Origin of the sequence: Lentzea sp. CA-135723 (genome assembly GCF_050936595.1) — a bacterium.
Classification (GTDB): Bacteria; Actinomycetota; Actinomycetes; order Mycobacteriales; family Pseudonocardiaceae; genus Lentzea.
In genome coordinates this window covers 899,672-914,618 of the sequence record NZ_JBNJMK010000001.1, presented here as the reverse complement: position 1 = coordinate 914,618, position 14,947 = coordinate 899,672, and the positions used below count along the sequence as shown (strand labels likewise).

Sequence of the window (14,947 nt, the reverse complement as noted above, 5' to 3'; positions counted from 1 at the left end):
ATCTCTTGATGATTGGCACTCTAGCTATGCGGCGCGCGCCGCTCCGCGGACTCTCCGTACGCCTGAAGCTGGCTGCCGACACACACGTCCACCCCTCTGAGCTATTCGAGACGTTTGATGGTCTCATCCGAGTCGGTGACGGCCCTCGCGTGACCGCCGGACTCGCGCTCTACCTCAGCAGATCCAAGTCTCGATTGGTCATCATCGACAACTACATGAATGACGAGGTGGTTCGCTGGGCCGCTGCCCCTTCTGGAGATCCCAAGATCACCTTAATCGGCAAATCGTTCGATGCCACGGCAATGAGCGAGGCCAGTGCCATCGCGAGCAGCGGAAAGACTGTGACGTTGATCCGACATCGAGAGATAGACGATCGCTGGGCTGTAAGGGACGGAGACTGGCTACACTCAGGGCACTCGTTCAAAGACATAGGAAAGAAGCGATCGAGACTCAGCCCTATCACTAATCCTGCCGAGATCGCTGAGCACGAGGACATGCTCCTGGATCTAATCTCCACCGGAGAGAAGGTTCAACTTCCCTAGTTTTCTGGGCGCGCATACCGGTCAGCAGACTTCAAGCAGCTCGAAGTCTGCGCACTTGCGCACTCATCGTATGGGCCGAGCTCGACGCGAGGACATGTAGGGCACGTGCTGCCCGTCCCGTCAGGAGACACACTCCACGGAGTCGCATGGGTGCCAGGACCGCTGGAGTGGGACGGGCTTGCGTCCCCGTCCCACTCCAGCATGCCGACACTGTCTTCGCAGGCAGCTGCCCTGATAACCGCCGTCCTGGGCACCCGTCCCAACCGGCAGGCCCGTCGAGGAGCTGGGACAGGATGACTAACGCACATCAGTCCAGCTCAAGGCGTAGGGATAAAGAGCAACTCGGTCCTCGGACACCGAAATATCGCAAATTTGCGACGTCTACGTGGCAGGTGCTCAAGTCCACTTGAGCACCTGTTTTGCGTTCCCGTGCCACCTGCGGGTGGCGTTCGATGACCGTTTCCTACATCCGCCCGATCGTCCCGGACACGGCCCCAGGAAAAGCGCCGGACACCGCGTCCCGCGCCGCTGCGCAGCCTCTTCCACTCATCGCGGTCCCCGCGTCACACCACAGCGGCTGACGAACGTCCTGTACCGGATCGCCGCTGTCGACCACCGTGGACGAGCCACAGACCGCCACGTCACAGCAGCGCTGGACTGGAACGCGGGCACCCGCCTCAGCATCCACGAACACAACGGCCTGCTGGTCGTCAACGCCGACCCGCACGGCCTGTTCACCCCGACCAAACAGAGCTACCTCCGGCTACCCGCCGACGCACGACGCGTCGCGGGCGTGAGCGTGGGCGATCGGGTGCTCCTGACCGCCCACGTCGACCGTCAGACCGTGACGGTGTGATAGCGCACGAGCGGCGCACCGACCATGGCCGCCGCTATTCACCCTTGGCCTGGGCCACGTTGTGATCGTCTCCGGTCTGGTGACCGCCAGCATCTTTGCCGCGGTGCTGCTGCTCATCACCTGGTAGTTCGTACCTACAGGGGCTCGGCGGCGGATCCGGCACGCGCTGGTGGACGAGGCCGATCTCGCGTTCTATCCCGACAAGAACGTGAAGGCAGGGCTGGCGGCCCCGCGAATGCTGCACAACGACATGGGCTACCGGTACCTGTTCAGGGTCGAGGAAGAGCAGCTCGTGCGGCGATTCGGCACGTAGGCCTTGTTGGTATCCCTGGTCGAGCCTGATGCCGGCTGATCAATGGAGTTGGCCGGAGTCCCGCCGCCTGACGACGACGGGACTTCGGCCGGAAACTACTTTGCTCGGTCAGGGTTGGACGGGCGGCGACGCCACCAGCCCACAAGTGCGGCCAGGACCATGCAGCCGCCCAGCGTCCCCACGCCCGCGCCCATCCACGGAGCCCGGTCGTGCAGCAGGACGGTCGCCACGACCAGCGCGACGTACACCGCGCCTGCAACGAGCCAGAAGCGCACCCGCTGAGTCTTGGTCGCACGTTCGGTCATCAGAGAAATCCTTTCAGTCCTGCGACGAACTTGCCGGCACCGCCGGTGAAGCCGGTCGTGATCGCCGTCAAGCCGTCGTCGCGCACCTCCTGCGAGGTACCGCCGCCCAGTGCGGAACCTAGCCCGGCACCGGCGCCGGCACCCAACGCGGTCATGACGCCGCCTGCTGCGATGCAGCCCGCTCCCGCCGTCGCGGGACAGGTCGCGGCGAGTGCTCCGACCACGATGCCGCCGGCGAACCCACCGATCGCCGCGCCCCATGCGGAGCCCGTGCTGGCCCCGGTGGGATCGCTGTTGTTGATCGGGTCCCCCTGGGCGTAGTTGTACGGGTTGGGCTCGTGGCCGGTGGGGTCCGGTGACCGGAAACGCGCGAACGAGCTGTCGTAGACGCGGTACCCCATGAAGTAGGTACCCAGTCGGAGTTGGTACGTACCAACGTATCGGAACGGGTTCGAGCCGGCTGCGCTGCCGGTCGCGGTGACTGTTCCGTAGGGGGTGTACGCGTACTCGGCGGCCAGGTTGCCGGACGTGTCGACCAAGCCGATCACACTGCCTTGCTGGTCGGTGACGGCTCCGTACCGTGAGCCGGCGGCGTCCTTCAGTCCGACGAGCAACCCCTTGGTGTCACGGGTGAAACTGGATCGCTGGCCGTTGTCGACGGTCTCCGTGACGCCGAACGCCGTGTGCGTCAGCACGTGCGTGACCTGAGCTCCGGCCGCGGTTTCGGTGATGGTGCGGGGTTGTGTCTGGTTGATGGTGTCGTAGCGGACGTCGAGCACCTGGTTGGTGCCGGCGTGGCCGGTGAGCACCTGGTTGGTGGGGCTGAACGTGTAGCGCGTGTCCGGGTTGGTCGTGGAGGCGAGATTGCCGGCTCCGTCGAATGCCACCGCGGTGTCGCCGGCCTTCGTGTACTGGTCAGCGGCGTTGACGGTGTACGTGCGACCTTCTCCGCCGAGCAGGTTGGACGCGTTGTCGTAGCTGTAGCTCGCGCCGGATGCCGTTTTCAGGCGCCCGACGGCGTCGTAGGTGAAGTCCTAGGACGCCGACCGGGATCTGGTCCTGCTCTGGATCTTGTCGGTGTCCGCGCCATTCGGTTTGGTGTACCGGTTGGTCGCCTTGAGCAGTTCGGCCCCACCTGGCTTGGTGACCGTGATGGACGTCTGGCGGCCGGCGTTGTCGTAGCCGTCGGTCTGCACGGCGCCACCGGGGAACGTCGTCGTGGTGCGGCGATCTGCGTTGTCGTGGCCGAAGGTCGTGGTGCCGCCGCAGGCGTCCTGCAGCGTCTTGAGACGGTCGGCCTCGTCGTAGTCGAACCTGGTCACACCGGTGGGGGTGGTCAGAGTCTTGACGTTGCGGGCTTTGTCGTAGGAGTAGCTGACGACCTCGGTGCCGCGGGTCACCTTCTGCAGCTGGTTGCGAGGGTCGTAGTCGAGGGACCTCGTCGCGTCGGTGGTCTGTGTCCTGGTGATGTTGCCGTTGGCGTCATAGGTGTTGGTCTGCAACGTGGTGCCGTTGTGCTTGACCGTGGTGACGCGGTCGAGCCGGTCGTAGCCGTACTCGACGCGCTTGCCGTTGCCGTCGGTCTCGGCGGTGATCCGGGACAGCTCGTCGTAGGTGAACGTGGTGGGCTTGGCGGGCGAGGGCGGAACGACCTTCGTCAGGTTGCCGCGGTCGTCGTACTCGTATTTCGTCTCGGCGTTCTTCCCGTCGGTCGTGGACGCGACGAGCCCCATGCGTTCGGTGTAGCGGATCACCTGCAGGTCGGCGTTCAACCCGGTGGAGCGGACCTTCGTGACGTTGCCGTTGCGGTCGTGCTCCCGCGTCACCTGGTTGCCGGACGCGTCGGTGATCTGCGTGGGCAGGTGCGGGTGGCCGGAGTCGGTGTAGCCGACGACGGTCTGCGCGCCGGTGGCCAGCTTCGTGCCGATCAGGTTGTTCTGCGGGTCGTAGTCGTGGGTGGTGGAGTGCTCCAGGCCGTTGGTCGTGACGTTGACGTCGCTGTTGGCGGTCCAGGTGCTCGACTGCGTGTGCCCCAGTGCGTCGGTGGCCTTCGTCTGCCGGCCGGGAAGCTCGAACTCGTGGACGGAGCTGTGCTCGTTCGGATCGGTGACCTTGGTGGCGTTGACGCCGTGATCGAAGTACTTCGTCGCCGCACCCGTGCCGTCGGCAGTCGGCTCGGTCACCTTCGAGACGTCACCGAACTGGCCGTATTCCAGGCGCCACACGTTGTTGCGCGCGTCGGTGACGGAGACGAGCTTTCCGTTATCGGCGTCGTAGGCGAACTTCACCTTGTTGCCGGCGCGGTCGGTCAGCTCGGTGAGCTTTCCGTCCGCGTCGTAGGCGTAGTTGCCGAAGGTGAGGTTGGTCGGGTCGGTGATCGAGGCGTCGCGGCCTTGGGCGTCACGGTTGAACGTGGTGACGCGCCCCTGCGAATCGGTGATCGACGCGAGCGACCCGTCGGGACGGTAGCGGTTGGTGTTGGCGTTGCCGTTGCGGTCGGTCTGGCCCACGAACCAGCCGCTGCCGGTGAACAGCCACCGCTCCCCCGAGGAGTTGAACGTGACGACGTATCCGCCTTCCGGCGTCTTCGTGAGCGAGGCGTGGAAGTGCTCCGCGGGCGCGAAGGTGCCGTCCGCCTTCTCCGGGAACGAGACGCAGTATCCGTTGGGACCGTGCAGGATCCGCATGTTCCCCGTGGAGAAACCCGGGTCCTCGAGGCCGATCGGTACCGCTGTTGATCCAGTTCGGCAGGTCCTGCGCGTTGTAGAACCGGTTGAACGACATGTTCAACCCGGTCCCCTTCACCGTCAGCTCCCGATAGGACACGACGACGTTGAAGTTGTACAGGTTCACCAGCAACTCGAGCCGGTCGGAGATCGGGTGCCGCTCCATCGGATACCACGGCAGTACGCCGAGCTCGTCGTTCAGGCAGGTCGACCGCATGACGCCCGGAGCACGCGGCGGTTGCCACGTTCGCGCCGGCGGAGCCCCACCCACTGGCGTCCGGTTCACTTCCACCTGCCGAACACCTCCGGCAGGGTCCGCTGTCGCGGTGGAAGTAAGTCCACTTGCGACGATCGCAGTGATCGTGGCGATTCTGAACGCGCGCAGCACACAGCCGCGCAACAGTTTGCGCTTCAAGTCTGACCCCCAGGTCGAGCCGGCCGCCCCCGCGTCCGGCATCACCGGCATTGCCGGCGCAAGCTCAAGCTATCGACAGATCAACAACCATCCATGCCGCCAAGGGAAGCAGCCTTTCGGCCGAATGCCGTTAAACATCCTTGCGGCACCAATTCTTGACTGCATACGGACGCAGCGCGCAGGGCGCAATGCTGCTCGTGCCGTCGAGCGGCTTGGGAGCAACTCCCCCGCGTCAACGCGCCAGAACGGTCCCAACAGAGGACGGACGAGCCTGTTGATGAAGGTGCACGCTGCCCTGATGAGTGGGCGGACGGTCGCCGATGAACTCGTCAGGAACCCGCTCATAGCGGTCCCCACGTCGCGTCCGCCCGGATGGAGATGATCTCCTGGCGCCCTGGTTGATCACTGGGCAGTATGGGACCATGCCTGCCATTCCCGAGAGTTCTGCCGCCATCGCCGATGTAACCGTGGAGAACGACTACGACGGCTTCGCCGAGGCGTACACGGCCGAGAACGAGACCAGCCTCCTCAACGCCTACTACGTGCGGCCCGCGATCGTGGACCTGGCCGGCGACGTGGCCGGTCGACGCATTCTCGACGCCGGCTGCGGTGCTGGTCCTGTGTCCGCGGCGCTTCGTGATCGGGGAGCCGTCGTGAGCGGCTTCGACCGCAGCGCCAAGATGGTGGAGCTGGCACGGCAGCGGCTCGGCGACGACGTGGACCTGCGGGTCGCCGACATAACAGGTCCGTTGCCGTACCCCGACGGCGCGTTCGACGACGCCGTCGCCGCTTTGGTGCTGCACTACCTGGAGGACTGGAGCGCGCCTCTGGCTGAGCTGCGGCGGGTGCTGAAGCCCGGTGGCCGGCTGATCGTGGTCGTCAACCACCCCGTCCTCCTCAAGATGGTGCATCGCGAGACTGACTACTTCGCGACCACCAAGTGGTCCGAGGAGTACGACTTCAACGGCCAGAAGGCCGTGCTCACCTACTGGCACCGGCCGCTGCACGCGATGACCGATGCCTTCACCGCGGCAGGCTTCCGCACCGCCGTCATCAGCGAGCCGCCTCCGGCGCCGGAGGCCCACGAACTGTTTCCCGACGAGATGGCGAGTTTCCCCTCCGGGGCCTTCCTGAGCTTCATGTTCTTCGTCCTGGAGGCCGCCTGACTACGGCGTGGCACAGGCATGGCCTCAAGGTCGCGGCATGCTCGGGCGCGGTGACGGGGTCGATCGGAGGCCTCGCGGGCGCGATACTTCCTTTCATGGCAGCGAAAGCGGGCGCGGTCGTGACCGGGGCCGGGCGTGGTGTGGGCAGGCTGGTCGCGCGGATGCTGGTCGACCGCGGGTACACGGTGCTGGTCACCGACGTCGACGAGGCCACCGCGATCGCGACGGCCGCCGAGATCGGTGCGGTCGCTCGGGTGCTCGACGTGCGCGATGACGCGGCCGTGCAGGCGGTCCGCGACGAGATCGTGGCCAGAGCGGGCCGGCTCGACGTCTGGGTCAACAACGCCGGGGTCCTGGTCACCGGGCCGGCTTGGGAGCAGGACGCCGCCACCCGCAGGCTGATGGTCGAGGTCAACACCCTCGGGACTATCAACGGGACTGTCGCCGCGATCCAGGCCATGCGCGGGCGCGGTGGCGGGCACGTCGTCAACGTCGTGTCGCTCGCGGGCATCACCGCTGTCGTCGGCGAAGCGGTGTACGCGGCCTCCAAGCACGCGGCCACCGGCTTCAGTCTCAGCACCCTCGCCGACCTGCGCCAGGCCGGGGTCGGGGACGTCCACATCTCGTGCGTCTGCCCGGACGGCATCTGGACGCCGATGCTGCACGACAAGCTCGACGACCCGGCCGCCGCGCTCTCGTTCTCCGGAACCCTGCTGCGGCCCGCCGACGTCGCCACCGCCGTCGCCGCCGTGCTCGACCGGCCGAAGCCCGTCACCACGCTCCCGAAATGGCGTGGCGCGCTGGCCCGGCTCGCCGACGCGTTCCCGCGCTTCGGGCTGCGCGCGATTCCGTTCATGGTGGCGCAGGGCCGTCGCAAGCAGCGCAGGCTCGCGGGTGTGATCCACAAGACTGGTCACGGCGGTTGAGCGGCTGAATGGTCGGGTAGACCTGGTGAGCAAGCCATTCGACTTACAGGAGGCTGACGTGATCGGGTTCATCGTGGCCGGACTGATCATCGGCGCGCTCGCCCGACTGATCAAGCCCGGCAAGCAGAACCTCGGCATCGTGGCGACGCTGCTGCTGGGGCTGGTCGGTTCCGTCATCGGCGGCACGATCGCCAACCTGCTCGGCACCGGAGACATCTTCGAGCTCAACGTGCTGGGCTTCATCGTTTCCGTGATCGCCTCGGTGCTGCTCATCGGTGTCGCGGAGGGCATCGCGGGCCGCAACCGCTCGAGCGTGCGGTAACCACCGACTGTTTCCACGGCCCCGGTCACCACTCAGGTGATCGGGGCCGTTCGCTGTCCACGTCTGCCCGAAAGGACGAATGCCAGGTCGTTTGGTGCCCGGCGGATCCGTGCAACCTCTCCCAACGGACTCAGGGGGAGGACTCGTCATGACCTTCGGCCGTGGTTCGGGCGCGGTGGCGCTCGGGGCCGGTGTCAGCGCAGGACTCGTCTGGGGTCTGGCGTTCGTGCTGCCGGACCTGCTGACCGGGTGGTCGGCGGTGGCGGTGACAGCGGGCCGGTACCTCGCGTACGGCGTGCTGTCGCTGGGATTGTTCGTGATCGGCGGCGCCGCGGTGCGGCGGATCGCGCGGCGGCACTGGGCGCCCGCCCTCGGTTTCGGCATCGCGGGCAACGCCGGGTACTACCTGCTGCTGGTCATCGGCATCCAGACGGTCGGCGCCCCGGTCACGAACATGGTCATCGGCTGCATCCCGGTGGCGATGGCGCTGGTGGGCAACTGGGTGTCCCGGTTGTGCCCCTGGCGCAGTCTGGCCTTGCCCGTGGCCCTGGTGGCGGTCGGCCTGGTGGTGGTGAACGGCCTGGAGATCTCCGGCGCGCAGGCCACCGAACCGACATCGGTGGCGACGAAGGTGTTCGGGCTGCTCGCCTGTGCCGCCGCGGTGGCGTTGTGGACGTGGTACGGCATCGCGAACGCCAGGTTCATGGCGGAGAACCCCGACGTGCCCGCCGGGCAGTGGGCCACCGTGGTCGGTGTCGCGACCGGTGCGGTCACGGTGGTGGCCCTGCCGCTGGCCGCGGTGACGGGGCAGCTGAGCGTCGCTCCCGGCGGCACGGGGGTCGCCGGGTTCGTGGTCGTCGCGATCGTGCTCGGCGTGCTGGTGTCGTGGGTGGCGACGTGGCTGTGGAACGCCGCTTCGGCGAAGCTCTCCCCCACTGTCGCCGGGATGCTCGTGAACGTGGAGACGTTGTCCGGCTACACCTACGTCTACGCGGCCCGGCAGGAGTGGCCACCGCTGGGGCAGGTGCTGGGGTTCGCGCTCATCATGGTCGGCGTGGTGCTCGTCATCCGCGTGCAGCAACGGGCCGCCGAGCCGGTACCGGCATGACGACGGGGGGCGTGCCCGGCGGCACGCCCCCCGTCGTGGTGGATCAGCCCGCGAACGAGGCGACCCTGGTGGGCAGCACGGCCTTCATCGACCGGTCGAGCCTGGCGACCAGCTCCTCGCAGTCCTCGGCCGTGATCACCAGCGGCGGTGTGAGGACGACCGTGCTGCCGGCGGTGGACAGCAGCAGGCCTTCCTCCCGGCAGCGCAGACGCAGCGCGGCCACCGCCGCGGCGTCCGCGTCGAGGTCGACGCCGATCATGAGTCCCCTGGCGCGCACCGCACGCACACCGTCCAAAGAGGACAGTGTCCGTTCCAGCTGCTCGCCCCGTTCCCGCACGTTGGCCAGCACGCCGCCGTCCGCCAGTTCGTCGAGGACGGCCAGCCCCGCGGCGGCGGCCACCGGGTTGCCGTCTCCGGTGGAACCGTGCGGCAGCACGACATCCGGCCGTGCGGTGGCCGCGGCCAGCACGTCGGCGGTGGTGGCGATGGCGGCCAGCGGGACGTAGCCGGAGCTGATCCCCTTGCTCAGCAACAGCATGTCCGGCTGCAGCCCGAGCTCCCCGGTGACGGTGAGCGCACCGGTGCGGCCGAACCCGGTGGACACCTCGTCGACGATGAAGTGGATGCCGTGTTCCCGGCACAGGCGTTGCACCTCGGCCAGGTAGCCGGGTGGCGCCTCCACCACACCGGTGCCCAGCACCGGTTCCAGCACGATCGCGGTGACCCGGCCGGGGCCGATCCGCTCGACCTCGGTGCGCAGGTGGTCCATGTCCCACGGCCGCACGTGGTGCACGCCCGGCGTGAGCGGTCCGTGCAGCGCGTGCACGTCCGGCTCGCCGGTGATCGCCGTGGCCAGGCCGCCGATGCCGTGGTACCCGTCGAGGTGGGCGATCACGTGCGTCCGCTCGGGGTCGCCGCCGACGATGCGGGTGAAGCGCGACAGGAACACGGCGCCCTCCACGGCCTGGGCGCCCGTGGTGCACAAACGGACGTGCCGCAGGTGTTCGGGCAGCACGGCGACGAGGCGTTCGGCGTAGCGCAGGGTGGTCTCGGCCGGCTGGTCGTGCCGGATCGACTGGGCGACGGGCAGCGTCGCGAGCTGGCGGGCCACGGCCTCGGCGACGGCCCGGTTGCCGTACCCGAGGCTCGCGTTCCACAGCGCCGAACGCGCGTCGAGGTACTCCCGGCCGCTCGCGTCGGTGACGCGGCAGCCCTCACCGGACACGAGCGCCCGGCCCCGCACCTCCTCCGGCGAGGTGTCGCGGGTCAGTGCGCTGAACCACAGCGCGGTGGTCTCGCTCATCGTTCCTCCTGGGTCAACGTGACGACTTGAGCGCGTCGGCGAGCAGGCCGGGCAGTTCCGGGGACGGCAGGAACGCCGCGTTCCACAGCGCGACGTGGCGCAGTCCGTCGGCGACGGGCAGGTCCCTGGTGCGGTCGAGCACGGCCTTGACTCCCGCGACGGCGGCGGGCGGGTTCCCGGCGATCTGCCGGGCGGTGGCGAGGGCGTCCTCCCGGAGCGCCCCGGCGTCGGGCGCGACCCTGGTGACGAGCCGCAGTGCCAGGGCCTCGTCCGCGCCGACGTCGCGGCCGGTGAGGGCGAGCTCCCTGGTCGCCGCAGTGCCGATGACGTGCGGCAGTCGCTGCAGGCTGCCGAGGTCGGCGACGATGCCGATGCGCACCTCGCGCAGCGAGAAGGACGCCGAGGCCGAGGCGAGCCGGATGTCGCACGCCGAGGCGAGGTCGAGCCCCGCGCCGACGCACGGCCCGTGGACGGCGGCGATCCACGGCAGCCGGCTGCGGTTCACCGCTCCGATGGCGTCCTGCATCGAGGTCGCCTCGGCGAGCAGCCGCGCGGGCAGGTCTGCCTGACGAGTGAGCCTGCGGTGGTGCGGGAGGTACCACCGCAGGTCGAGCCCGGCGCTGAAGCACTCCCCCGCGCCCCGCAGCACGACGGCCCGCACGTCCGCGCCGGCGTCGAGCGCGGCGACCACCGCGGGCAGCTCCGTCCACACCAGACCGCCCATGACGTTGCCGTCTCCGGTGCCGGTGAGCACCACCTCGGCGACACCGCCGCCGAGGTCGTCCACCGAGAACGTCCGGAAGTCCACTGGCACCCCTCCTAGTTGAGCGCGCGGAACGCCCGCTGGTGCAGCACGAGCGGTGGGCTGGCGGGGTCGGTCTCGTGCCACAGCGGCATGCCGACCAGCAGCACGTGGTCGCCGTAGACGAGCTCGTCGCGCAGGTCGCAGACCATCGCCGCGGCGGCCTCGGCCAGCACCGGCACGCCGCGCACGACGTGGGTCGGCACGTCCTGGAAGCGGTCGGCCTGCGCCCCCGTGGCGAAGCGGCCGCACAGGTCGGCCTGCCGCGAGCACAGGACGCTCACGCCGAACAGGCGCGATCTGCGGATGGCGTCGAGGGTGCCGCTGCACGTGGCCAGCGAGACCAGCAGCGTCGGTGGCTTCACCGACAACGAGATCATCGCGTTGACGGTGCACCCCACGGGTGTGGCGCCGTCGCCGGTGGTGATGACCGTGACGCCGGTGGGCCACTGGGTCATGAAGTCGCGGAACTCGGTGCCGGCGGCGAGCCGGTCCTGGGTGCGCATGACGTCCTCCTCCAGCGGGCGTCAGACGCCGGCCGTCTGGTGTTCTGGTTGCGGCGGCAGGTGTTCCAGCGACCGCTCGATGTCCTCGTCGGTGACCACGACCTCCTCGTCGACCTGACCGTCCAGGTAGGACCGGTAGGAGCTCATGTCGAACAGGCCGTGCCCGCTGAGCGAGAAGAGGATCACCGGCGAGGTGCCGTCGCGGTCGGCCTTGGCGGCCTCGACGATGGCGCCGTGCACGGCGTGCGCGCTCTCGGGCGCGGGGACCAGTCCCTCGCTGCGGGCGAACAGCACCGCGGACTCGAACACATCGCGCTGCTGGTAGGCCGTCGCCTCGATCATGCCCCGCTCGTACAGGGCGCTGACCACCTTGGCGGTCGCGTGGTAGCGCAGCCCGCCCGCGTGCATCCGGGGTGGCGTGAACCGCGAGCCCAGCGTGTACATCTTCTGCAGCGGGTTCTGCTCGGAGCTGTCGGTGAAGTCGTACGCGTACCGGCCCCTGGTGAGCTTCGGGCACGCCGCAGGCTCCACCGACACGCACCGGACACGCCCCTGGTCCGGCCGCAGGAACGGGAAGGCGAGCCCGCCGAAGTTGCTGCCCGCCCCGAGCCCCGCGACGACGACGTCGGCCCGTTCCCCGAACTCGGTCAGCTGGTCGATCGCCTCCAGCCCCATGACCGTGTTGTGCAGCAACGAGTACGTCTCACCGCTGCCCGCGCAGAACCGCGTGCCGGGCTGCCGGGTGGCCTCCATCGCCTCGGCCAGCGCGATGGACAACGTGCCCGCGTGCTCGTGCGCGAACCGCCGCCCCGCCGCGGTGCCACCACTCGGGCTCGCGATCACCTCGGCGCCCAGCATCTCCATGATCGTGCGCCGGTGCGGCTTGTTCTCGAGGCTGGTGCGGACCATGTAGACCACGCACTCCAGTCCGAACATGTGGCACGCCGTGGCGACCGCCGTCCCCCACTGCCCCGCGCCCGTGGCGACGGCGAGCCGCTTGGCCCCGGCCGCCTTGTAGTAGTGGGCCTGGGCGATGGCGGTGTTGAGCTTGTGGCTGCCGGACGGGTTGCCGCCCTCGTACTTGTAGTAGACGCGGGCGCGGGTGCCCAACGCCCGTTCGAGCTCGGTGGCACGGCGCAGCGGCGTGACGCGCCACTGGGCGTAGCGCCGGGCGACCTCCTCGGGGATCGGCACCCACCGCTCGCGCGTGACCTCCTGCCGGATGAGGCTGAGCGGCACCTGAGGGTCGAGCCGCGCGTCGGCCGGGCGTGTGGGCGGGGGCAGGTCCGGGGGTAGCTCGAAGTCGAGGTCTGCCAGGACGTTGTACCAGGCTGCGGGCGGGGTGGGCGTGGTCACCGTGGCTCCTCGGGGTGGGCGGTCGGGCCTGGCCGGACGGCGAGGGCCAGGGCGCAGGTCAGGTCGTGGGGCCTAGGCGGGCCTGGGGCGTCGGGTCGGCTGGGGGCGTGGCCGAGCGCACCAGCCGGGCCGAAGGCACCAGGCGAGTCGAGGGCGCGGGCCGGGCCGAGCGCACCAGGTGGGTCGAGGGTGCGGGCAGGGCCGGCGTCCACCAGGTGCCACTGCACGCGGCGCCAGCGGCCCTGACGCGCGTCGGGGTGCACGGGGATCCGCCACGGCAGGTCGGCGAGCCCCATCCCGGTGGCCTTCACGCAGGCCTCCTGCACGGCCCAGACGCGGCTGAACGCGTGCGGTGCGTCGGACCGGGCCAGCACGTCGTCCGCGTGAGGGCCGCAGCAGCGGCGGACCAGGCCGCGGTGGAGCCGCTCAGGCGGTTCGGCGACGTCGACGCCGATCTCGCCGCCGGTCCACACGGCCGCGGCCGTGTGGTGGTCGGTGTGCGAGATGGACACGTCGACTCCCGGCAGCAGCAACGGTTTCCCCCTGCCGGTGGCCCGCAGCGGGCGAGCCGCCGCGCGGGGGCCGAGCACCCTGGCCACGAGCTGCCTCAACAGTGACCTTCCGCGCAGGAACTCGTTGGCGCGCAACGGACCCATGTCTTCGGCGGCGGCGTGTTCGGTGGCGTCGGCGAAGCGGGTGGCGGTGGCGTGTGCCGGGAGGACCGCCACGTGCGCGGGCGGCAGCCCCGGTCCGACGGGCACCGTCAGGACGGACAGGTCCAGGCCGGGCTCGGCCGCGTTCGGTGAAGCCGGTCCGGGCGGGACGAGGCCGGTGGACGCCGTCACAGCGCCAGCCCCACCGCGCGGTCGACGAGCACCAGCGCGCCGTTCGCCCCGAGCAGCCTGTCGTTGGCGTAGTTCAGCGACGCCGACCGCAGGTCGCGGAACAGGCGTTCCAGCGGCATCGGCGCGTCGCGCAGGTAGCCGTGCCGCAGGCCGACCACCTCGACCAGGGTGTTCACGACGGCGAACGAGCGCTCGGCGGCGTGCACCTTGAGGCCGTTGAGGCGCAGCTGCACGTCGGGGGCCTCCGGGTCGGGGGCGAGGCCGGTGTCGCGCACCACCTGTGCGATCAGCGCGGCGGTGGTGTCGAGGTCGAGCCGCACCCTGGCCAGGCGGGCGCGCAGCAGGTCCGAGTCGAGCGGGAACTGCTTGCGGCCGGCGGGGCTGCGCACCAGTTCGAGCACCGCCCGCAACGCGCCGCGGGCCGCGCCGAGCCAGCACGCCGCCCAGGCGATGTGGCCGACCGGCACGAACGTGCGCAGTGCCACCTCGCGGAACCCTCCCGCGCCACCGACGATCGCGCTCTCGGGCACGGCGCCGGACAGGTGCAGCGGGCCGCTGTGCGTGCCGCGCATTCCCATGGGATCCCACGAGAAGCCCTCGGCGTGCCGCACCGTCAGCCGCGAGCGGTCGGCGTAGACGAGCGACACCTCGGCCGGCTGTGCCGACTCGGAGTCCTTCATGGTGATCAGGAAGCCGTCGGCGTCCGAACCGCCGGTGACGATCGGCGCGTCGCGGTCCAGGTGCACCAGGCCGCCCTCACGGTGCAGCGGGGCGTGGGCGCTGAGCAGGTGGCCGCCCTTGACCTTCTCGCTGGTCACCGAGGCGACGTACACCTCGCCCGCGGCCAGCCGCGGCAGCAGGTCCGCCCGCAGCTCGGGACCGGCGTGCACGGCCAGTGCCGCGACCTGCTGGCAGTGCATCGCCCAGATCATGCCGGTGGACAGGCACTCGCCGGACAGCTCGGCGGCGACGCGCACGAGGTCGTCCAGTCCGCCGCCGAGGCCGCCGTGCGCCGTCGGCACGAGCAGGCCCATCAACCCGCTGCGCCGCAACGCTTCCAGAGGTGCCGTGGGGAACGAGGCGTCGGCGTCCACCCGCCGGGCGTGTTCGCGCAGCACCGGCAGCACGGACTCGACCCGTTCGCTGATCTCCTGCTGTGCGGCCGGTCGTGCCTCCGTGGTCGTCACGACGTGCCCACGGCCGAGTCGTCCGCGGCCGTGCCCACGGCGTGGCGGAGGCTTTCGGCGGTGGCGAAGGTGTCGCCGGTCATCATCTCGTCCGGCAGCACGACGCCCAGCTCGTCCTCCAGGTCGAACAGCAGCTCCACGGCCTGCATCGAGTCCAGGCCGAACTTCTTGAGCGGCGCGTCCCGCGGCAGCTCCGCGTCCTCTGGCAGGTTCTTGAGGTGCCGGCGCAGCACCACGTCGAAGTCGTTCTCGTTCAAGGCTTTCGTCCT

17 protein-coding genes are annotated in these 14,947 nt (G+C 69.7%); 7 read left to right on the top strand and 10 right to left on the bottom strand.

What is annotated here, in order from left to right; translation table 11 throughout:
• Positions 1 to 149: 149 nt before the first annotated feature.
• From ACQEU1_RS03730 to ACQEU1_RS03720, 3 genes are all read left to right on the top strand, one after another.
• Positions 150 to 542 carry a hypothetical protein gene (locus tag ACQEU1_RS03730; protein ID WP_433196216.1) on the top strand — a complete coding sequence of 131 codons (393 nt, stop codon included), beginning with the start codon at positions 150 to 152 and terminating at the stop codon, positions 540 to 542.
• Positions 543 to 948: 406 nt separating this feature from the next.
• The gene (locus ACQEU1_RS03725) at positions 949 to 1,398 is read left to right on the top strand and encodes a hypothetical protein (RefSeq protein WP_433196214.1); all 450 of its coding nucleotides are present in this window, start codon (positions 949 to 951) and stop codon (positions 1,396 to 1,398) included.
• 169 nt (positions 1,399 to 1,567) lie between these two features.
• Positions 1,568 to 1,711: a hypothetical protein gene (locus ACQEU1_RS03720; RefSeq protein WP_433196212.1), complete on the top strand. Its 144-nt coding sequence runs from the start codon at positions 1,568 to 1,570 to the stop codon at positions 1,709 to 1,711.
• Positions 1,712 to 1,806: 95 nt separating this feature from the next.
• Here ACQEU1_RS03720 and ACQEU1_RS03715 read toward each other — a convergent pair whose 3' ends face one another.
• The 3 genes from ACQEU1_RS03715 to ACQEU1_RS03705 all read right to left on the bottom strand — a co-directional run bounded on the left by ACQEU1_RS03715 (position 1,807) and on the right by ACQEU1_RS03705 (position 4,703).
• Positions 1,807 to 2,016 carry a hypothetical protein gene (locus tag ACQEU1_RS03715; RefSeq protein WP_433196210.1) on the bottom strand — a complete coding sequence of 70 codons (210 nt, stop codon included), beginning with the start codon at positions 2,014 to 2,016 and terminating at the stop codon, positions 1,807 to 1,809.
• Positions 2,016 to 2,903, bottom strand: coding sequence for an RHS repeat-associated core domain-containing protein (locus tag ACQEU1_RS03710; RefSeq protein ID WP_433196208.1), 888 nt, complete (start codon positions 2,901 to 2,903; stop codon positions 2,016 to 2,018). Before ACQEU1_RS03710 ends, ACQEU1_RS03715 begins: the two co-directional genes overlap by 1 nt.
• 147 nt (positions 2,904 to 3,050) lie before the next feature.
• Complete coding sequence (locus ACQEU1_RS03705; RefSeq protein WP_433196206.1) at positions 3,051 to 4,703, bottom strand: hypothetical protein; 1,653 nt, start codon at positions 4,701 to 4,703, stop codon at positions 3,051 to 3,053.
• A gap of 876 nt (positions 4,704 to 5,579) precedes the next feature.
• Here ACQEU1_RS03705 and ACQEU1_RS03700 point away from each other — a divergent pair.
• The 4 genes from ACQEU1_RS03700 (at position 5,580) to ACQEU1_RS03685 (ending at position 8,679) form a co-directional block, all read left to right on the top strand.
• Positions 5,580 to 6,323 (top strand): class I SAM-dependent methyltransferase, encoded by a 744-nt coding sequence (locus ACQEU1_RS03700; protein WP_433196204.1) that lies wholly within the window; start codon positions 5,580 to 5,582, stop codon positions 6,321 to 6,323.
• A 95-nt stretch (positions 6,324 to 6,418) separates the two neighbouring features.
• Positions 6,419 to 7,249, top strand: coding sequence for an SDR family oxidoreductase (locus ACQEU1_RS03695; RefSeq protein ID WP_433196202.1), 831 nt, complete (start codon positions 6,419 to 6,421; stop codon positions 7,247 to 7,249).
• A 58-nt stretch (positions 7,250 to 7,307) separates the two neighbouring features.
• A complete protein-coding gene (locus tag ACQEU1_RS03690; protein ID WP_433196200.1) occupies positions 7,308 to 7,571 on the top strand; it encodes a GlsB/YeaQ/YmgE family stress response membrane protein in 264 nt (87 codons plus the stop codon).
• A gap of 148 nt (positions 7,572 to 7,719) precedes the next feature.
• On the top strand, positions 7,720 to 8,679 hold the full coding sequence (locus ACQEU1_RS03685) for a DMT family transporter (protein ID WP_433196198.1): 960 nt from the start codon (positions 7,720 to 7,722) through the stop codon (positions 8,677 to 8,679).
• A 43-nt stretch (positions 8,680 to 8,722) separates the two neighbouring features.
• Here ACQEU1_RS03685 and ACQEU1_RS03680 read toward each other — a convergent pair whose 3' ends face one another.
• From ACQEU1_RS03680 to ACQEU1_RS03650, 7 genes are read right to left on the bottom strand one after another with little or no spacing between them, the layout of a single operon-like run.
• On the bottom strand, positions 8,723 to 9,982 hold the full coding sequence (locus tag ACQEU1_RS03680) for an aspartate aminotransferase family protein (RefSeq protein WP_433196196.1): 1,260 nt from the start codon (positions 9,980 to 9,982) through the stop codon (positions 8,723 to 8,725).
• Positions 9,983 to 9,995: 13 nt separating this feature from the next.
• Complete coding sequence (locus ACQEU1_RS03675) at positions 9,996 to 10,790, bottom strand: enoyl-CoA hydratase-related protein (RefSeq protein ID WP_433196194.1); 795 nt, start codon at positions 10,788 to 10,790, stop codon at positions 9,996 to 9,998.
• 11 nt (positions 10,791 to 10,801) lie between these two features.
• Positions 10,802 to 11,290 carry a flavin reductase family protein gene (locus ACQEU1_RS03670; protein ID WP_433196192.1) on the bottom strand — a complete coding sequence of 163 codons (489 nt, stop codon included), beginning with the start codon at positions 11,288 to 11,290 and terminating at the stop codon, positions 10,802 to 10,804.
• Positions 11,291 to 11,311: 21 nt separating this feature from the next.
• Complete coding sequence (locus ACQEU1_RS03665; RefSeq protein ID WP_433196190.1) at positions 11,312 to 12,646, bottom strand: TrpB-like pyridoxal phosphate-dependent enzyme; 1,335 nt, start codon at positions 12,644 to 12,646, stop codon at positions 11,312 to 11,314.
• Positions 12,643 to 13,491 carry a 4'-phosphopantetheinyl transferase family protein gene (locus ACQEU1_RS03660; protein ID WP_433196188.1) on the bottom strand — a complete coding sequence of 283 codons (849 nt, stop codon included), beginning with the start codon at positions 13,489 to 13,491 and terminating at the stop codon, positions 12,643 to 12,645. The genes ACQEU1_RS03665 and ACQEU1_RS03660 overlap by 4 nt, the downstream gene beginning before the upstream one ends.
• Entirely contained in the window at positions 13,488 to 14,678 is a 1,191-nt protein-coding gene (locus ACQEU1_RS03655; protein WP_433196186.1) for an acyl-CoA dehydrogenase family protein, read from the bottom strand. Before ACQEU1_RS03655 ends, ACQEU1_RS03660 begins: the two co-directional genes overlap by 4 nt.
• Positions 14,675 to 14,935, bottom strand: a complete 261-nt coding sequence (locus tag ACQEU1_RS03650; RefSeq protein WP_433196184.1) for a phosphopantetheine-binding protein — start codon at positions 14,933 to 14,935, stop codon at positions 14,675 to 14,677. Before ACQEU1_RS03650 ends, ACQEU1_RS03655 begins: the two co-directional genes overlap by 4 nt.
• Positions 14,936 to 14,947 lie beyond the last annotated feature (12 nt).

Excerpts from the sequence above, each read along its gene's own strand:
- ACQEU1_RS03715 (WP_433196210.1), bottom strand. The coding sequence starts at position 2,016 with ATGACCGAACGTGCGACCAAGACTCAGCGGGTGCGCTTCTGGCTCGTT.
- ACQEU1_RS03705 (WP_433196206.1), bottom strand. The coding sequence starts at position 4,703 with ATGCGGATCCTGCACGGTCCCAACGGATACTGCGTCTCGTTCCCGGAG.
- ACQEU1_RS03700 (WP_433196204.1), top strand. The coding sequence starts at position 5,580 with ATGCCTGCCATTCCCGAGAGTTCTGCCGCCATCGCCGATGTAACCGTG.
- ACQEU1_RS03695 (WP_433196202.1), top strand. The coding sequence starts at position 6,419 with ATGGCAGCGAAAGCGGGCGCGGTCGTGACCGGGGCCGGGCGTGGTGTG.
- ACQEU1_RS03685 (WP_433196198.1), top strand. The coding sequence starts at position 7,720 with ATGACCTTCGGCCGTGGTTCGGGCGCGGTGGCGCTCGGGGCCGGTGTC.
- ACQEU1_RS03680 (WP_433196196.1), bottom strand. The coding sequence starts at position 9,982 with ATGAGCGAGACCACCGCGCTGTGGTTCAGCGCACTGACCCGCGACACC.
- ACQEU1_RS03670 (WP_433196192.1), bottom strand. The coding sequence starts at position 11,290 with ATGCGCACCCAGGACCGGCTCGCCGCCGGCACCGAGTTCCGCGACTTC.